Source organism: Microvirga aerophila, from assembly GCF_003332305.1.
Taxonomy (GTDB): domain Bacteria; phylum Pseudomonadota; class Alphaproteobacteria; order Rhizobiales; family Beijerinckiaceae; genus Microvirga; species Microvirga aerophila.
In genome coordinates this window covers 18283-37682 of record NZ_QOIO01000012.1, presented here as the reverse complement: position 1 = coordinate 37682, position 19400 = coordinate 18283, and the positions used below count along the sequence as shown (strand labels likewise).

General features: G+C 57.7%; 11 protein-coding genes, 1 tRNA gene and 2 pseudogenes. 12 read left to right on the top strand and 2 right to left on the bottom strand.

Going from position 1 to position 19400, the window contains the following annotated elements:
* The first annotated feature begins 77 nt into the window (after positions 1–77).
* The 9 genes and pseudogenes from DRB19_RS08635 (at position 78) to DRB19_RS08595 (ending at position 6258) form a co-directional block, all read left to right on the top strand.
* A tRNA-Phe gene (locus tag DRB19_RS08635) sits at positions 78–153 on the top strand.
* Between the two features lie 650 nt (positions 154–803).
* Positions 804–1118, top strand: coding sequence for a co-chaperone GroES (gene groES, locus DRB19_RS08630; protein WP_114185639.1), 315 nt, complete (start codon positions 804–806; stop codon positions 1116–1118).
* Positions 1119–1163: 45 nt separating this feature from the next.
* Entirely contained in the window at positions 1164–2810 is a 1647-nt protein-coding gene (gene groL / locus DRB19_RS08625; protein WP_114185638.1) for a chaperonin GroEL, read from the top strand.
* Between the two features lie 143 nt (positions 2811–2953).
* Positions 2954–4174: a DUF6161 domain-containing protein gene (locus DRB19_RS08620; RefSeq protein ID WP_114185637.1), complete on the top strand. Its 1221-nt coding sequence runs from the start codon at positions 2954–2956 to the stop codon at positions 4172–4174.
* A 233-nt stretch (positions 4175–4407) separates the two neighbouring features.
* The gene (locus tag DRB19_RS08615; RefSeq protein ID WP_114185636.1) at positions 4408–4839 is read left to right on the top strand and encodes a hypothetical protein; all 432 of its coding nucleotides are present in this window, start codon (positions 4408–4410) and stop codon (positions 4837–4839) included.
* A 42-nt stretch (positions 4840–4881) separates the two neighbouring features.
* The gene (locus DRB19_RS08610) at positions 4882–5094 is read left to right on the top strand and encodes a hypothetical protein (protein ID WP_114185635.1); all 213 of its coding nucleotides are present in this window, start codon (positions 4882–4884) and stop codon (positions 5092–5094) included.
* Positions 5095–5097: 3 nt separating this feature from the next.
* On the top strand, positions 5098–5409 hold the full coding sequence (locus DRB19_RS08605; RefSeq protein WP_114185634.1) for a hypothetical protein: 312 nt from the start codon (positions 5098–5100) through the stop codon (positions 5407–5409).
* 20 nt (positions 5410–5429) lie between these two features.
* Positions 5430–5588: pseudogene (locus DRB19_RS31675) on the top strand (WGR domain-containing protein); the annotation flags it as partial.
* A gap of 148 nt (positions 5589–5736) precedes the next feature.
* On the top strand, positions 5737–6258 hold the full coding sequence (locus tag DRB19_RS08595; protein ID WP_114185706.1) for a DpnI domain-containing protein: 522 nt from the start codon (positions 5737–5739) through the stop codon (positions 6256–6258).
* Positions 6259–6327: 69 nt separating this feature from the next.
* On the opposite strand, the gene DRB19_RS08590 is transcribed toward DRB19_RS08595, so the two are convergent.
* Positions 6328–6600, bottom strand: a complete 273-nt coding sequence (locus tag DRB19_RS08590; RefSeq protein ID WP_114185633.1) for a hypothetical protein — start codon at positions 6598–6600, stop codon at positions 6328–6330.
* A 939-nt stretch (positions 6601–7539) separates the two neighbouring features.
* Positions 7540–7953, bottom strand: coding sequence for a hypothetical protein (locus DRB19_RS08585; RefSeq protein ID WP_114185632.1), 414 nt, complete (start codon positions 7951–7953; stop codon positions 7540–7542).
* 272 nt (positions 7954–8225) lie between these two features.
* On the opposite strand from DRB19_RS08585, the pseudogene DRB19_RS08580 reads away from it, so the two are divergent.
* The 3 genes and pseudogenes from DRB19_RS08580 to DRB19_RS08565 all read left to right on the top strand — a co-directional run.
* Positions 8226–8468, top strand: a pseudogene (locus tag DRB19_RS08580) (transposase); the annotation flags it as partial.
* A 942-nt stretch (positions 8469–9410) separates the two neighbouring features.
* Positions 9411–10049: a hypothetical protein gene (locus tag DRB19_RS08570; RefSeq protein WP_147021695.1), complete on the top strand. Its 639-nt coding sequence runs from the start codon at positions 9411–9413 to the stop codon at positions 10047–10049.
* A gap of 108 nt (positions 10050–10157) precedes the next feature.
* A complete protein-coding gene (locus DRB19_RS08565) occupies positions 10158–19112 on the top strand; it encodes a Tc toxin subunit A-related protein (protein ID WP_147021696.1) in 8955 nt (2984 codons plus the stop codon).
* The last annotated feature ends 288 nt before the right edge of the window (positions 19113–19400 follow it).

The window sequence follows — 19400 nt, the reverse complement described above, 5'->3', positions numbered from 1 at the left end:
CAAGAAAGCTGGACACGCGCCGCGAGGCTGACTATACAACCGGCCTCGACGCGAACGGCCCACGGCCGACGCCGGATGCCCAGGTAGCTCAGTTGGTAGAGCATGCGACTGAAAATCGCAGTGTCGGTGGTTCGATTCCGCCCCTGGGCACCACTCTAATTGCTTGAAATTTCTGAAAATTTCCGCAAACGCTCCAATCGGGGCGTTTCGTGTTTTTGGCGTCGGGGGCACACTGGGGGCACAAACTCAGGCGGTAGCTTGCAAAAGATGGAGAGGCTTGCTTCATTCTCTCGCATGCGCCTTCTCCTTAGGCATGTCCGTGAATCCCTTGCTCGTCTCTTTAGGCTCCGGTCAACTCGTACTGGTGGTCTAACCGCGACCGAATACGAAGCGGTTTGCCTTATAACCTACGAGGGCAGGACAGCTTATGCCTCCGCCTGTGAGCAAGCATTCTACTGCCGCGCCAGGGGCAGTGAGCAGGGATTCCGATTCTGGTCAGAGGTTGCTGTCGAAGTTGCTCAAAGAACTGAGACGAACGCGTTTAGGACGAAAGAGCGGCCTAAGTGAGCGCTCTCTTGCGATCAGGCAGAGTTCAAACTCGTCATGGATCGCTGTCGTTGGCCTGCTTCCAGTCCAACCTGCTAACAAGACATCGCCCGCGCTAGAACTCATTTTGTCCAACAGGATAAGATTGCGTCCTGGCTCGCGGCAGATTATCTCTCCTTAGCACTCTTCCCCGTCGAGTGCTAACGCTGCCACTCGGCGCAGTTGAGTGTCCCTAAAATGCTTTGGGAGGCACACCCATGACATTCCGTCCCTTATACGACCGCGTTGTCGTCCGCCGTATTGAAGCCGAAGAGAAGACGGCCGGCGGCATCATCATCCCGGATACCGCCAAGGAGAAGCCGCAAGAGGGCGAAGTCGTCGCCGTTGGCCCTGGCGCCCGTGACGAGAACGGCAAGGTGGCTGCTCTCGACGTGAAGGCCGGCGACCGGGTGCTGTTCGGCAAGTGGTCTGGCACCGAGGTGCGGATCGATGGTCAGGACCTCCTGATCATGAAGGAATCCGACATCATGGGCGTGATCGAAGGTTCCACCACCTCGCAGAAGGCCGCCTAAGCACCCGATCCAATCACAAGAACCACCTGAACAGGAGGAACAATCATGGCTGCTAAAGAAGTCAAGTTTGCTGCAGGTGCCCGCGAGAAGATGCTGCGCGGCGTCGATATTCTGGCTGATGCGGTGAAGGTCACCCTTGGTCCCAAGGGCCGCAACGTGGTGCTGGAAAAGAGCTTTGGAGCGCCACGGGTTACGAAGGATGGCGTCACCGTCGCCAAGGAGATCGAACTCTCCGACAAGTTCGAGAACATGGGCGCCCAGATGGTGCGCGAAGTGGCGAGCAAGACCAGCACCGTGGCGGGTGATGGCACCACCACCGCGACCGTTCTCGCCCAAGCCATCGTGCGCGAGGGCGCCAAGTCGGTGGCTGCGGGCATGAACCCCATGGACCTGAAGCGTGGGATCGACATGGCCGTGGCTGAAGCCGTGAAGGACATCCAGGCCCGCGCCAGGAAGGTCGCTTCATCGGAGGAGATCGCCCAGATCGGCACCATCTCGGCCAACGGCGACGCCGAGGTCGGCCGCATGCTGGCGGAGGCGATGCAGAAGGTGGGCAACGAGGGTGTCATCACGGTCGAGGAAGCCAAGACGGCGGCCACGGAACTGGATGTGGTCGAGGGCATGCAGTTCGACCGCGGCTACCTCTCGCCGTACTTCATCACCAACGCCGAGAAGATGGTGGCCGAGCTCGAGGATCCCTACATCCTCATCCACGAGAAGAAGCTCTCGTCGCTCCAGACCATGCTGCCGATCCTCGAGGCGGTGGTGCAGACCGGCAAGCCCTTGCTGATCATCGCCGAGGATGTGGAAGGCGAGGCTCTGGCCACCCTCGTAGTCAACAAGCTCCGTGGCGGCCTGAAGATCGCTGCCGTGAAGGCTCCGGGCTTCGGTGATCGCCGCAAGGCCATGCTCGAGGACATCGCCGTCCTCACGGCTGGTCAGACCATTTCCGAAGACCTCGGCATCAAGCTCGAGAATGTCACCCTCGACATGCTCGGCCGCGCCAAGCGCGTCCGTATCGAGAAGGAGAACACCACCATCATCGATGGCGCCGGCCAGAAGGCCGACATCGAGGCCCGTGTTCAGCAGATCAAGGCACAGATTGAGGAGACCACCTCGGACTACGACCGCGAGAAGCTCCAGGAGCGCCTGGCCAAGCTCGCAGGCGGCGTCGCGGTGATCCGCGTCGGCGGCTCGACCGAGATCGAAGTCAAGGAGAAGAAGGATCGTGTGGACGACGCGCTGAACGCCACCAAGGCGGCGGTCGAGGAAGGCATCGTTCCCGGCGGCGGCACGGCTCTGCTGCGCGCCAAGGCGGCGGCGGCGAAGCTGAAGAGCGACAACCCGGACATTCAGGCCGGCATCAACATCGTGCTGCGAGCGCTTGAGGCTCCGATCCGCCAGATCGTCGAGAACGCCGGTGTCGAGGGCTCGATCGTGGTCGGCAAGATCATCGAGAACAAGTCCGAGACCTTCGGCTTCAACGCTCAGACCGAAGAGTACGTGGACATGCTCCAGGCCGGCATCGTCGACCCGGCCAAGGTTGTCCGCACAGCCCTGCAGGATGCCTCTTCGGTTGCTGGCCTCCTCGTCACCACCGAGGCGATGGTCGCCGAATTGCCGAAGAAGGAATCCACTCCGGCGATGCCGGGCGGCGGTGGCATGGGCAGTATGGGTGGCATGGACTTCTAAGTCCATTTGCTGTGGGGACACTAATGAGGCCGCCCAAAAGGCGGCCTTTTGTTTTGAGCCTGACGGTGCGACCCCGCTGTCGTAGCGTACGAAGATGTATTATTGATACCTGCGCCACAGACGGTGAGCTATGAGAACTCGCCATGTGGGACGCTCTGGGGGCAGCGATGGCAAAGCGTGAACCGATTCTGGAAGTAAAATTGGACGAGAACGGCGGAACTCTGCAGTTCTACGATCATGATGAGGTCCAAGCATTCATCGATCGTGAAAGGGGGATCTACGGCTGGCTGTCACAAGCAGATCATGCTGGCCAGCACATGCACAACATTGTTCATCAGCAAATAAACGCCCTACAGAATGCACTGCACCACTGGCGCTCACATCCTAACAATGCGGGAAACATGGAAAGTGCTTTTGTCCAAGTGTTCCGCAACGTGGGGTTGCCAATTTCAACGACCCCGACAGCAAAATTCATTGGGCGGATTTGTGAGGAGCGTGGCGCTCCTGTAGCTGCAGCTGTTTTAGCGGCTGTCACTAATCAGCTGCCAAATCTAAACATCCAGCAACGAGACGTCCTGAGGGGCGTCCAACTCGCATACAACTTCGAGGAGGGCATTTCGCCCGGAAGTGCCAAAAGCTCAAAGAAGGCATTGGATGCCCTATCTGCCAAATACGGAGACGATATCGAACTCCTGCGGAAGCAGAAAGCTGTAGAGCTGGAACACTTTGAGAAGATGAAAGCGAAGCATGAGCGTTACCTACGTATCATGCAAAAATTCGCCTCGCGGTACGCTAAAAACTTTGAGGAAGCTAAAAGGGCCCAGATCACGGAGGCCATCCAAGAGTTCAAAGCCGTGCAAGCGACGTACGAAGAATTTATGAAGATTAAAGCTCCAGTTGATTACTGGAGGGACAAAGCAAAACAGCACAGAGATACAGCGAAAAATCATCGTACTCTTCTGCTGTGGTTCGCCGTTATTGCTGGCGTATCGCTGCTTATCGGCCTGTTCTTGATCAGCAGCAAAGCAATCAATCTCGCCGAACAAACCAGTTCACAACCTCCAGCGCTCTTCGTCATTCTTGGTGCCATCGGCGTCGTGATGACGACGATGGTGTTCTGGGCAGCTCGACTTATCGTTCGGCTCTTCATGAGCGAGCATCACTTGGCCATTGATGCGGAGGAACGGGCTACGATGGCGATGACCTACTTGGCCCTTACCGAGAAGAAGGGAGCTGAGGAAAAGGATAGGGCAATCGTCCTTGCAGCCTTATTCCGACCCACCACGGACGGGATCGTCAAAGATGATGCCGCTCCGGACCTTGGGCCAGCAGGGATCCTGTCGAAGGTTCTGGAAAAGCGATAATTCGCTGTTGTCGACCAGGTGAATGGATACCTTCTCGCTAAGGACACTGGTCAAGTAGCGACAAGGCCCAAGGTCTGTAAAATCGTATCTCCTCCCACAGTTTTTTGCGCACGCGGAAGCGGCATTCCTCCAAAGGCCTTGCGAAATCCGAAGCGGCGAAGTGCTTTGGAGTGGCTGTTGCAGTGCATCCAACAAAGCGGAGGTGGTTCAGTGCCAATCAAACGGAGAGGCTCGTGAAACTAAAAGGCTGGGTGGCATGTCTGCTCATTGCAGCGGGTGTTATTGGCAGCATTGTCCTTGTCCATGTCCTTGGCCTTGAGGATTCAAGCCGAAGTTGCGGACGCGGCGGATGCGCCAGCGGTACCGCCATTATCGCCTCAGCATTCTTCATGTTCGGGTTGCTGCTTTTCCTAATGCTCAGTGACAAGGTGGCTGATTTTCAGACGCGCCGAGCCGTCAAACGGATCATCGCAGCTAATCCGGAGCTTCAAGATCACCTCAAAGATGCTTCGCCCCAAAAAATGGATCTCACGCAGATAACAGCGCTTCAAAAGGGGATCAAAGCGACGAAAGAAGAGGCGAGGTATCAAGAGTTCCGGCGCAAGGTCGAGGAGGATCGACAGAGGCGACTAAAGGGTGCGCATAACGGGCCGAGCCGGTTTTAATTGCTTTGAGGCAGGTGAGGAGAGGGGCAGAGCGAGATCGTGATGGACGAGCCTACATTATGCTTGTTGGAGGTCGCCGGGACGTGGGTATCCGGTATCGGAGCGCTCCTTGCAGTCGGCGTGTCGCTGCACCTTGCGAGGCAGCAGACTGCTGTGAAGCTCGCTGTCAGGGCAGGGCCTCGGGTCATCGTGCGCCCAGGCGAGCCTGAGATGCCGGAATACATTTCGGTGCATGTCGTGAATCTTGGGCAGTAGCCCGTGACCATCACGAACGTGGGATGGCGGTTCGGACTCTTCCCGAAACGCTACGCGATCCAGATGCTGCACGGGATCCGGCTCTCGCACGTCGCACCGCTGGAACTCGCGACAGGCCAGCAGGCGACGTTCCTTGTGCCGCTCGGGACTACGACGTGGCTCAAGGACATGGCCGGTGAACTCAATGGCACCTTCCCACGCTTGTCGGCGTGGATGATGAAGGTGCAGATCTTCACGAACGTAGGAAAGACCGTTTCTCGCCGATTAGAGGCGGGGTTGAGAAAGAAGTTGGTTGAGGCCCGCGCGGGGGCATGAAGTGACCGATTGGCCTCGCAATGCCTGACGACCTGAGGTCGCCCATCAAGCACCACCTTGTGCTGCTCCGGATCGACCCGGAGCAGGGCATCCGGCGCTTCTACAGCCTGATGATCGAGCGCGACTTATTTGGGACCATGCGCCTGGTGCGCAATTGGGGTCGGATCAGAACCACCGGCCGGGAGTCGGTCGAGGTCTTCAAAAGTGAGGCCGAGGCTGGGAAGGCATTAGAGGTACTCGCAAGGGTCAACGGCGGCGAGGCTACCCTGATCTGTGAGAGAGCACATAATCAAACCGAAGGTGACCGTTCTAGAGATCCGAGCGAGCATGGCGACAAAGCGGACAAGACATCAACAACTCGGAGACCGCGGAGAGGCCCTCGTTGCGGAACGTTGCGAATGCCCCCGATGCAAGCGCGCACGCACTCTCCGGCGGCTCCCGCGCAATACGAAGTGCATCGATATTGTCTGCTCCTTCTGTGGGTATACCGCTCAGATTAAGACTAAAAAGGTAAAAGGATCCTTGGACGTAGTTCCAAGGTCGATCCCGGGCGCATCATGGAAGTCACAGCTTGAACTAATAGAAGATGGTATCTACGTGCCTGTATTCATTGTATTGGAAAAAAAGCTCAAGCTTGATAAAAAACTGGCCTATATTAGTGACAAAATCTTTAAGCTTGTTGCAGACAACATCTATCAATATGCCATCTATTACCTTTCAGAAGACCTTCAACACCCCGAGATGTTCAAGGTGCGCAAACCCCTCTCTCCCACAGCGCGGCGAGCTGGATGGCAGGGCTTCAACTACGACCTTGGGTCCATGCGAGAGGCTATTGTTCGCTTGATGTAAGAGTGAGTTGGAATAACGGGCGAGGCTACAACGATTCACGTACTAATGGATGCCTCAATCCATTTAGCATCAAGCCTGGAAGTATCGACGCGTGGCAGTGCGTGGGCTCTGCCTCCTGATCCTCGACTGGTACTTGTCGTTCCATGGGCTGCTCTCTTCCCAGTCTGGGTTGCTGTTCAGCGTGCTGATCGCGATGTCGAGAGCCTCGAGTTGGCGCGTTATGTGCTGCTTCGTAGTCCGATCATCCGTTTCGCCGTACCAATGCTCCAGCCAGCGCCGCAGTGTGGTCAGCGCGGTCAGCTTGCGCTTCTGTGGATTGGTCAGCCTTGGGTTCTTTTTCATGTGCCCTCTTCCGTTCGATGGTCACGCCCACTGCCAAATTCATGTAGGGCGTTTATGGAAATGGCTGCCGGAGAAGGTCCCCTCCAGCGGTCAGACTGAGCAAACTGTGGCAAGAGTTACGCCGCGTTGCGATGATCACTCCCACTGTAATCCGTGTGAAAGAGGGCGTAACCTGTCCTTGGTCTTAGGCCTAAGGTCGGAAAGCCACCGAGGCCTTTGCTGTTTTTAGATCACAAGTTTCCGACGCCCACAGATTATCTACCATGACCGTGCAGTCTGGATGAGCCCGGCGCGTTGCGTATCAGTCCGGCGCAGTGGGCTCAGCACTGAAAGCGCCCTGGCCGAGAGTTCTACCCTCCTTGGCCGGGGCGTTCGTGTTTCCGGCCACAAATTGCGGAAGCGCGATTACTGAACCGAACGGCTATGGGCTAGGCAGTTTAACGAACCGTCACTCGGTAAACTTTCATTGAGCCGAAATCGCGAATGTGGCCGACCCCACACTCATAGTCTCCGCGTTTCACTCCTACGTCGTTGAAGGAACGAGAAACCCCGTTGATCCAAGTTCTGCATGCGTCGACGGACGAGAGGCCGCTAGAGCGGCGATCTTTTGTGAGGTCGTTGCGGTCGGGGTAGTAAAATGCGTCCACTGTTTCCCATGGGGCAGCCTCATCTCCCCATATCCAGCTTGCAATATCGGACTTCGGGCTTCCGAATATGGCCCAAAGTAACAAGCCAACGATCAAAATCCAGCGCATAACTCGTCCCCGCCCAACTGAACTATTGCAGCGGTCTAAGTGATCGCCAATGCCAGTTCGTTCCATCCATCACTGGACGGTATCGGAGGCTATCGCGAGGGCCAAGCGGCGGCGACCGGAGCAAAGCGCCAATTGGCGCTATGACCGACCGCGAGGCCAGAGAAGTTTCCGCGCTCAGAGATGGTCAGGCTGTTCGTTTGGCTCTGAATCCTGAGAGTACCCAGCCGCAGATCATGCCGACACCCAGCAAAACCAGAGGCGGCAGGAAGAGAGCGCCAACAAGCTCCGTTCCTGTGTCCCATGCAATGCGCAAGTTGGAGCGGAAGCGATTATCACGCTCGCAGGCAATAACGTTTGGCACAGACACCCGTATTGCTTGCGGATACTTCTCTTGGCGTCCGGTTTCGAGGATCTCTTCCAGCTCATAGGCCATCAGGATCTCTTCACCCTGCCTCGTATGCTGGGTGCAGAACTCTGACACGATCAGCCAGTTGCGAGTGTTGTTCAGGTTTATGGTGCTGAACTGTGCAAAGACATAGACGCCCCAGATGAGACTGAGGGCGACCCACAGCCGAAAGAATCCTCGCGTCCAAGTCATTACCTAGCGCCCCCAGAACCGGCTCCTTACGGCCTTTAGGTTGGCGAGCATACAGGCTCGCGCGCATGTGGGAAGGTCCTGCGGATTTCCGGTAAGTCTGTTTATGGAATGAATTGCGGGAAAAGGGCTGGCACTTGTCAATGCCAGCCGCGATGCCGTGGATCAGAATAAGGATCCTACCCACGAACCCGAATGGTTCGAGCCTGCGGCAGCTCAGGAGCGGCTTGTTCCGAAGATTCCTCTCCCCCGGGCGCCGCTGCTTTTGGCCCATCGTCCATGAAGAGGCGCGCGATCAGGCGCGTCAGTTGGCCAGAACGCCGCAGTTTGCGACCTCGCGCAACGAGCGGAAGAAGGTCGAGATGCTGTTTGTTCATCTCATGACTATCCTGCGGTTCGAGCGCATGCGCCTGCGCGGACTGATGGGAGCCAGGGACGAGTTCCATCGGGTAGCCATGATCCAGAACCTGCGCCGCATGGCTCGGCTGACCGCGGCAGCGCCCGCCTGCGCGAGGTGACGGGCTGAGCCCCGCGGCCTCAGATTCCGATCACCTTCACCCCAGCCACTAAGAAGCGAGAGCCGGGCACCCAGTGGCTCAACCGGCAGAGCTTTTCAACGGCATCGATTAACAAGCGGACAATCACCGCAAGCTTCCAAGGGCAGACTTTGACCCGAGCCAGACCTATGAGGAGCAAGGCATTCGCCACCAACGATGCAAGGTGGACCCACTGAGATTCCCAGATCCTCCGTCGGCAATCTCCCAGAGATAAACTTAAGACGGACCGCAAAATTGGGATCTCTGCCTTCTGCAAGCCCGAGGTATGATATTCTACCGTCTGGCCGACGGGCACACAATTCCACGCCTGGAAATTTTCCCTCGCTCATAAGGCAACTTTCAGATACTATACTCACGCCTGATCGCAATTTATGCGTATACGTCCAGAGTCCTAATAGGTTGTTCTCGAATCGGACAGGCTGGCGACTTGTCAGCAGTCATTCGATGAACGTGCAATGCCATGCAAGTTGTGGCCCGCGACGTCAACGGGCCCGTTTCACTTTGGCCATAAGAAGCCAGAGCCTCCAGTAACCTTAGGTGCAGTCTGAGTAACGAGAGTGATTACCCATTCCCGCTATGCTCGCGTGGTTATCCCAGTCGAGGCTCGTGGATGCGGTGAGCGCACTTCCGGTGATACTGATCAGGCTTCTTTGAAGGGAGCGGGAAATGGTTCGGTATCTCTCTCGATGGCGGCTCCGGTGCGACGGAACTGCGCTCCACCATTGCCGCCGTAGTCATCCTTGTGTTGTTCGTCGCACGTCGCCACATTGCACCTCATCTAAGACGTTCTTTCTTTCGGCGGCCCAGATGGGACTAGATGGCAGCCGGGGTCGAGGCAAGACACTCCCTACAGGCCAATATGGCTTCCTTATGCCCGAGGACATCGATGAGGTCGGGTCCTCCATGCAGGTTCCCTCCGGGCTGTGCGCTGTCGTCTACGAGCATGCAGATGATGGAGGGGGCTATGGCATATCCATCGACGTGCTCAACGATTGTCCGAATCTGTCTGTCTGTTGCTTCAATGACAAAGTTTCGTACATAGACGTCTTTCCCACCGCAAAATGCGTGGAACTCCGCGACCACCGGGGAGATTTGAAAAGGCTATCGCCGCTCGAGTTAGTCTCCGGCACATCAAGCGGCGGGAGCCCTTTCAGTCATTACACAACGGGCGGAACGCAGATCTTCATTGTTGGATCAACGATCGAAGATACCTACGCCATTCGCCCCAAAGGCCGTCGCATCACCTACGATACCACCGCACCCGGCAGCCACGGCGCTGTCCGCGCGCACGTAAAGTTTATTAACGAACACCTCACCGAGAGAAGTGCCGATTGGTGGATCGGCACTCATGGCATGCCTGAGGGCGAACTCGGCGGCAAGCATCTAGAGAAGAAATCCTGGAAGCAGGAATGTGCCTATCGACACTACCAAGGATACCACGTGAATAAGTTATACCGAGGGCTTCTGGAGGCAGCGTTGTCCACACCAATCCGGCCAACAGTCTACGCGTGGTGCTTTAGCTCGTCTCGGTTAGTGCCCTGACGTCATTGAAGGTCCAGCTCACATCACAGTTGAGGATTCTTCGACGTGCCACAGCAATTCACGATACAAGGGAAGGTAGTGGGCCCGCGGGGGCAGCCGACAACGGCGATGCGAGTCGAAGCTTTCGACCGCGACCTGCCGAGCTTGGAGCGGCGTGCTGGGCGCCAATACGCTCTATTAGGAGACGCCCCCACTGACGATGAAGGGCACTTCGAGATAACTTACTCGCTCGAAAGCTTCGCGGTTGCCGATGTCCCTCAGCAGGGGCGAAGGCCGAGGCAGAAAGCTGCCGATCTTAGCTTTCGTGTTGTCGGGCCGAACTCCTTCGAACACAAGATCCGAACCGTGCAGGCGCTTGGACGAAGCTTCAGATTCGACGAGATTATCTTCAACGCGCCCTCCGATCTTCAAGTTCTGATCGAGGTGGAAGCCGTTAGGGACAGCGGCTCCTCCGAATACGAGAGGCTCGTAGCACTGATTGCTCCCGCTATCGAACCAGTCGCACTTGCTGAACTGACCGACGACGACACCACATTCCTCGTCCACGAACTTGCGGCCGAGCTCGAGCTTACCCAGAGGATTGAGTGGCTCCGACGCAGCGCTCTGCTTGAGAGGGAGTCGGCACTTCCCGTCGAAGCGTTTTACGGCTGGGGACGAAAGGACCTGCCCGCGCTTTTCGTAGATTTGGCGTCAGTGCCGCTTGACACGCTGACACGAGTGCTCGAGAGGCTAAGTGCTACGCCGCGCGATGTTGTACTGCGTACACTGTTAGCGGCAATCGACGAGAACATCATCCCGGGCAGTTTACGCGATCCGGCCGAGGACATCGCGCGACGCCTGACGCGGCGAGCACAATTGCTGCGCCAGGTGAGCGCGCAGCTCACTGATGACGAGACCGGGGCAGCGCTGGCCGGCTTTACCGTATTGACATTTGACGTTAGCGAGTTGGAGGAGAACCGGGGCCTAGATCTCACGGACCAGAATGGGCAATTCTCGTTCGATTTCTATACGCCGCCCGGCTTAGATGATGGCACGTCCGTACGACGATTCCGGTTCGAAATCCACGCCCCGACTGGAGAAAAACTGGAGCACGACGGCACCCTCGCTCTCGATCCCGGCGCACCCTCGGATGAAGTACGCGTGATCCGTGTCGCCATGCCTCACCCGGAGCAGGACCGCGAGCAGGAGTTGTTCGATGAAGCCCTAAGCGAAGTCCCAGAACAGTTGCGCTCGATCATTGGGGCACACGAGATCCGAACCTTCGCGGAGTTGCGTCATAAGGGCGGTTTGCGTCGGCTCGACAGTCTTCCTGACCTCGAAAGTGCGCCTGTGCGCCGCCTCGACGCCCTTGCCGATCTGAATCGTATTTCGCCCGATCCGACCGTCGCAGGAGCAGTTCTTGCGAAAGGCTTTGATAGCGTCGCCTCAATCGCAGCTGTACAATCCTCCGACTTTGTCACCAAGGTCAGCGGCGACGGGATCAGCGATTCGGATGCATTGAAGCTGCACCTTACCGCCAGAGCGCAGACGCACGTCCTAAACAACGTGGCGATCGCCGAGATAATCGATACAGCGAATGGTTTCCAGCTGCTTGAGGACGAGGCGGGCGAGAAGCAAAGCGTCGCACCCCAGCGCTGCGGTTGTTCCGATTGCGAGGGAGCCGTAAGTCGGGCGGCCTATCTCGCCGCTCTCCTCGATTACGCCGTCAAACACATCACGCACGCTGGAGCGGCGATTGATGTGCCGTTCCTGCGCGCTGAGTTTCACCAGCCATTCGACTCACTGCCCGTCGAATGTCACGCGACCACAAAGCAGCTCCTGCAGATTAGGATCTGCATAGAAGTGTTGCGCGACTACCTCGGTTCGCGACCGCTAACTAATATCTCGAAAGAAGATGCCCTCGCCGTTGGCGAGGAGGCCTATCTCGTCTCGACCTACTTGGAGATCCTCACTCGTCTCGGCTCTTCTTACGAAGAAATCCGCCGCTCTCGGGGTGCGCCGCAGGAGAGCAGGTCGGCCCTCGCCGGGGCTCTCGGTATCGACCTTACGGACCCGCGGCCGGCCGATCCACCCGGCGACGAGTTAGATCGTCTGTTCCTACAGCCGCAAGCTAACCCAACGGCGCCGCATGCATTGACAGAAGATGCTCTTGAAGCTCTGTTCGGCCTGCCAAGTACGATTCGCGATCCGCTCTCGCAGGGCGCCAAGTTCGGCGACGATCAAGCCCAGCTGACGCGCTGGAACCTCGATGGCGTTGTTTGGAATCACAATACCGATGGCGACGGCCAGGTTCATTTCACGCTGGCAAACCCCTCGCCAGGGGTGTTCCGCGTCAACGTTTACCGCGATGCTGCGCGGGCCGTGCTCGTAGCCTCGGGCGAGATCCCAAGCGCAGTCGGACCAGTTCGGCTGACACCCGAGAACAGCAGTCGCTTGTCCGGCGTCGTCGAGATCGCCTACAGCACGGGCAGTGCTTCAACTTCCATTGCCGCTGTTCCGGCGTTCGCGAGTTGGCGACTTAAACGCCTGCGCACAATTTGGCGCGAGCAGGATCATCCCATCGATGAGTACAGCTCGGAAAGCCCGCATCCGTTGCCCATCATCGACCCAGATTTGATCGGTCCCGACGACTTCCGTCATCCTGTCAATAAGGCCGCCGCGAGCGATCCGGATCGTGCTTTCGACCTATGGACGGCACGGCGTCACTGGGTGGACAAAACTCTCGACGACATCAACACTAAGAGACGCACGTCAGGCCTGACTGCGGCCCTGAAACAGGTCTTTGGAGACCCGCTGCCCGACCTGGACAGCTGGTTTGCTGCGCTCTCAAGAGGCGCAACAACTAATGTTAAAGCCGCAACAGAGGAGATTGGTAAGCTCGGCATGACGACCGAAGCCTTCCTGCGTTTGATGTCTATCGGCGAGAACGACCGCCTCGCAGCACTAGATGCTCGCAATCCGAAGCCTACTCCGCAGGAGTGGAGCGAAGTTTCGTCGATCCTCACCCAGGCCGCTAAATTTGCCCGCTTCCCTGTCTGGCGCGGCGAAGAGAACGCAGCCGGCGTCAGGCTCGGCCCGGAAGAGTTCTGGTATTCGCTGACCGAACCGAGGGAAGGCGAGTGGCCCCCGTTGAAGGTTGCGAGTGAGCCCCTCATCGATCCGTCTCGTCTCAAGCGCGCGGACCTCCCCGACTGGTTCGCCGGCAAGGCTGCACTACAAATCTGGGATACGCGTGAGGCGAAACTCCTCCAGATCCGCAAGGGACTTCAGAACAAACGTGAGAGCAGTGGTTTCGGCGCAATGATGCGAATGGCGCTGGGACGTCCCTCACCAGGCAATCCGCTACCGCACAATCTCGACACATTGAACGCGCAACTCAGTGGCGGGGGCGAAGACGATCGGCAGAACGCAATTGACAAAATCCAAAGCGATCTCCTCCTCACCGTGCCGCAGTTTCAGCGCCTCATGGTTGTCAAGTTGAAGAGCGCCCAGTCCGATCCGGCAAGGAAACCCACCGCCGCGGAATGGGCCGAGGTCTATGATATGCTGACTCCGGCCCGCAAAGTCCTGCACGAGTACCCAGGCTGGGTATCCAAAGAGGCGGCTGTTGGTCTGTTTTATTGGCGAGCCCTAAAGGCGCGGCTTCCCCTGTGGCGCGCCGCGATCAACGATCGGAGCCTCTGGCGCCGCGCGCTGCGGCAGCGAAGCCGGATGCCGATTGTCGATCCGAACGTGATCGGTGTCGAGGATCTTGCGCAGCCGCTGCCGGGTACGGCCGCCTTTGACGTCTGGAAAGACCGCCGCGCGAAGTGGACGTCGCTTCGCGATGACCTCAGAGCAGCGCGAGAGGCCAAGGCAAATCCGCTCGCTGGCTTCGACAAAATTGTCACGCGGGAACTCGGCGTCTCCATAGCCGACCTCGAGTTGCTGGAGCAGAGGCGGGAAGCGGGTTTCGCCACGGAAAAGCAACAGGAACAATTTGGCCTCACCAATGCCGCCTTTAATTTCCTGATGCGCATCCGCGCGCTTTTGAAAACAGGACAACCCTTAATCGATTCTGAATGGAGCACCGTCTATGACACGCTGGCCCATGTCACGACCCGGCGAAGGTCCGCAGTCGATGCTGCCGAAGAACGCGTCGCGGGCATACTCCTGTCATCGGACCACTTTGTCCTCGCGACGGTCTTGAAAACGCCACTCGCGTTCATTGAAATCTCAACTCCCCCGTGGCTCGCTGCCTGGAACTACCGGCGCGAGTGGCAGGAAACCCTCCGGTCTAGGCTGGGGTCAGAACAGTCCGTGAGCGAAGCGCTTACCTCGGCAGTTCGTGCCGTAGAAGGCTCAACGCTGCTTGCGCTGCGAGCTGCTCTGATCGCCGCGTCCGACGCTGTCGGCGCTTCGCCGGAGGAGCGCGCAGAGTGGATTACCCAAAGGCTGCTCATCGACGCTAGAGCGGGCGTTTGCCAATCTTCCACGCGCGTCGGCCAGATGATTGAGACCGTCCAGACACTCATCTTTGGGCTGCGTACAGGCCAGTTCAAGCCGCTCGAGCAACTCCCACTCAAGCTCGTTTCCGATGAATTCGATGAGGAATGGAAGTGGCTTGGATCCTACGCGACCTGGCGCGCGGCGATGTTCGTGTTTCTATACCCGGAGAACATTCTGGCACCAGTCCTGCTTCGCCCTCAGACCCCCGCCTTCGCGCAGTTAATTCAAGGCACCCGCGCCACGCGGCTCAGTCCCGACCAGGCGTGCCATCTGGCGCGAAGCTACACCGACTACTTTGCCGACGTCTGTTCGCTCGAAATTGAAGCCACCTGTCAAGCCGAGGCGCAGATGTACGCAGGCGAAGGCTGCGACCGCACTCCGTCGGCGAAACAGTCAATGCTGTTCATGTTTGGCTGCGCGCGCGGCGGAAAAGTGTACTGGTCATCCTTTGATGCGCATTCGTCTCCAGCGCGGGCGCAAACACCTTGGCAGGAAGTCCCAGGGCTTTCGAACATTCGCGTAGTTCGGATCGTCGGCGCCCACGCCTATTACCGCCGCGCGCCCGCCGAAGCTTATGGCGGCACATTCGGCATAGCGATGCCCACTGGCTTTGCGTCGGTGCTGTTTTCGCACATATACCTGTTCTGTATCACATCAGAAGCGGGCCGGCACGCGTTGCGTTTTGCCAAGCTGCGCCTTGACGACTTCGGCGCTTGGGAGGGGGACGCCGCGGAACTCCCGATGCCGCCTGGAGGGTTCTCGTCTTTATCTGAGATCCACGTGGTTCAGACCCAGAACGTTTTCCAGCCGCCGGAATTGGTCTTTCGCCATCGTCCCGAGCGGTTCGTTTACTATCGCCGCCTTAATGTCGATGGGAAGGAGTGGGAGAACAGCGGAACCGACTGGCAGTCGTTCTACTACATGTTCAATCAGTTCAATGGCAGGCTGAGCTTGGATGCAGTCCTGCGTGTGAACAGCGACTATCTGTGGTTCGTCACCACCGCAGAAACCGGCAACCTAGGTCTTGAACTCCAACTCGTCGAACTGCGCCCTGGCAACCAAATCCCCGGCGTGTCGCGGGCGTGGTTCTTCGGCAGTGCAGAGTTCAAGGGAGCGCTCCCCGGACCAGACGATTACGGCGGGGGCATTCACTTGCCAACGTTGAGCGTCAGCTCGATATATTTCTTCTGGCGGGATTCCTCCGGCTCCCGATACCGTCGATTCACCAGCCTGCATGGCGATGAAGTGAACAATCCGATGCGTTACGCGCTGGCGGATCTCATTCAAGTTGTTCGGCATAGTGGAGACGGTCCGGACGGCGCTGAGATGGTTGCCTACAAACGAGAGAGAAACGGCCGCGCATTCTATGCATACAAATATACCGACACAGGCGGCGCAATGGTTGGGTCCAGCACGGTACAGGTCGTTCCTCGTGTCACGTCTCCGTTGTCCATTCCTCAGCACCTGACCGGCCAACAATTGCAGCAGCGCCGGCAGCAGATCGCTACGGGGTTCTCTGGCAACAAAGACGCCCCTCCGCCGGTGCTCATGTACTTGCACGAGGCCTACTATTTCGTTCCCTTGCAACTTGCTCTGTCCCTGCAGTCCGCCGGACAATTCGTCGCCGCACTCGACTGGTTCCGCACCATCTATGACTTTGAGGCGGAAGTGGGACCTCCCAACCTGAGGAACATCTATTTCGGCCTAGAGCTTGATGCCATGCGGCCGCTCAATTCGACCTTTCATTTGGCCGAGGGCTGGCTGCTAGATCCCCTGAACCCACATGCAATCGCTGCGACACGAAGGTACGCCTACACAAGATTTACGATTTGCTCGCTCGTGCAATGTCTGCTCGAGTTTGCAGATTCGGAGTTCTCGCGCGACGATATCGAATCTCTGGCACGATCCCGCACGCTGTACCTTACGGCTCTCGACCTCTTATCTTTACCCGAGTTGAAGCAAAAGCTGGGCATCTGCAATGACCTGATCGGCCAACTTGTTCTCGAACCCGGCATCGAAGTGCCGCCTGAAGTTCCTCCTGCGATCCAGGCGCTTCTCGAAGACCTGACACAGAACGTTGTAATTACGCTCCCCTTCCTTGTCGACGTAGTCACTGACCTGAAAAATGTACTCAGCTCGCCCGGAAGCTGGGACTTGAAACTCCAGCAGGCCAAGAACGTGGTTGGCAACGCCGTGGCCGCCGCTCCCATCCGGCCGAGCCTCGGAGAGCTCATGACGGCTGAGCAGGATGCGGTCAAGGCTAGGGAGAGTATTCTATTGACGCGTCCCGCCCTCGACGCCAGGCTTTTGCGCGCTGTCAATGGCATGGTCAATGGAGTAGACGGGGGCACGCCGCTGAGCGCAGATCCTGCCGCCGCAGTTGCTCCCCTTGCCTCGAGCCCAGCGGCGTTCCAGTTCTGCGTTCCTCCAAATCCAATGCTTACAGCCTTGCGTTTGCATGCCGAACTTAACCTCGCTAAGTTGAGGTCATGCCGTAATATTGCTGGCATTCGGCGCGATCTCGACCCCTACACCGCACCCGTAGCCGTAACCACGAGCCTAGGCACTGATGGGCTTGCAAGCGCGCTGTCGCTACCCGGGATTCGTCAGATCCGCCCGACGTTATACCGCTTCTCAGTCCTCATTGAGCGTGCAAAGCAGTTGATTCAGCTCGCTGCCTATATGGAGACATCGATGCTTGCTGCGCTCGAGAAGCGTGATGCCGAGGCGTACAACTTACTTAGGGCACGACATGACCTCGGTGTTGCCGAGGCGCATGTCCGAGTCCGGAAGGCTGAAGTGATTGAAGCGCGAAACTACGTCACGCTCGCGGAGTTACAGCGGGATCGTGCTCAGATTCAGATCGATACTTATGAAAACTGGATTCAATCCGGCTATCTCGAGAGCGAAACGAACTACCTTAATGCGCTTGAATATATCGGTGATGCAAGGCGGAGACTATTGGGGTACGCATCCTCCGATCAAGTGCTATCGGGCTACAGCATGGACCCAGTTGGTACAATATTCAAAAGCGTCGCGTCGGCAATGACGATTATGACCAATCCGCTGAACCGGACCGTCGTCAACAATGAAATCGCTGCGCAGCGATATGCGTTCCAGGCGAGCCACGAACGGCGCGTGCAGGAATGGCAGTTGCAGCAATCACTGGCGCAGCAGGACTACAGGATCGGCGAGCAGCAGGTTCGTCTGGCTGGAGACGGCGTTACGATCGCTACACAGCAGCAGGTTGTCGCAGAGCTGGAGACAAGCAACGCTGAAGACACGATTGAGTTCCTGAACGGCAAGTTTGCAAATCGAGAGCTTTACGATTGGATGAGTGGAGTGCTTGAGGGTGTTTATCGCTTTTTCCTCCAGCAAGCGACCACTGTTGCCCGGCTCGCCGAGATCCAGCTTGCATTCGAGCGGCAGGAGATTGTTCCGACATTTATCAAGAATGACTATTGGACAGAAACGTTGGACAGCTCCGGCACCCAGGCCACCTCCAAGGATCGTAAGGGACTCACCGGCTCTGCGCGGCTGCTTCAAGACACGTATCAGCTTGATCAGCACGCCTTTGAATCGAATAAGATAAAGCTGCAGCTCACTAAGACGTTGTCGTTGTTTCGCATCGCCCCGCTTGAGTTCCAACGGTTTCTCGAAACAGGCCTTCTGCCCTTCGCCACCACGAATGAGATGTTTGATCGCGACTTCCCGGGGCATTATCTTCGTCTTATCAGACGCGTGCGTGTCTCTGTTATTGCGCTTATTCCGCCCACTCGCGGCGTCTGCGCCACTCTGAGCAACTCGGGACTATCCCGTGCAGTAATCGGTCGCGATGTCTTTCAGTCGATTCCGATACAGCGCGATCCTGAGTCAGTCGCGCTGACCTCCCCAACCAATGCAACCGGGCTTTTCGAACTCGACCCTATCTCCTCCGAAATGCTCCTTCCCTTCGAGGGCATCGGCGTCCACACCAGCTGGGAATTTTGCATGCCGCGAGCTTCCAATGCTGTCGACTATCGAACCATTGCCGACATCTTGGTTACTATCGAATACACCGCGCTAAACAGCGCGGAGTACGGCAAGCAAGTCCGGCAGGCGCTCGGCCGCAACCTAAGCGCAGACCGAACGTTCAGCCTTCGGTCCCAATTTGCTGATCAGTGGTACGACCTGCATAACCCTGCCCAGACTAAGACCCCGATGACTGTTCGCTTCAGGACCGTCCATGACGACTTCCCTCCCAATGTGGAAGGCGTGTTGATACAGCACGTGATCCTTTATTTCGTGCGGCTGGCCGAGCAGCCGGAAGAGGCGCCGGTCGCGACTCTGCGCTACTCTGCTGCAGAAGAGCCCGGCACCGTTGGCGGTCCCGGAACGCCGATTGACGGAGTCATCAGCACACGGCGTGGCAATGCCGGATCCTGGACATCTATGATCGGAAAGCCCCCGATAGGCGAATGGGAGCTCTCGCTGCCGAATACGGAAGCCGTTGCACGTCGTTTCATTAACGAAGATTTCGCCGATATTTTGCTGATTCTCACTTATTCCGGCCAGACGCCGCCGTGGCCGGAGTAGGAGTCAGAGAAAAGACACCCGTCAAGCCAGAGAGTGAGTGGCTTCCGTTCCCGGCGATGCAATAACGAACACCGTGTTCGAATGGCTGCACCGTTGGGTTTGGGTGGTTTCGCTTGCCCAGCAGATGTCGAGTGCAGCTGTGTGTCTAGAGCGTCAGACCTTTAAGTGGACGGACCACCGGCGGCTTCGAGATGGCTCCAGGATTGCTGAGATGCCAAACTCATCGGATCCGACTTCTCGTCCGATGCTCTAGCCCAAAGATGCAATCGTCTGTTCCTCCGATCCGGT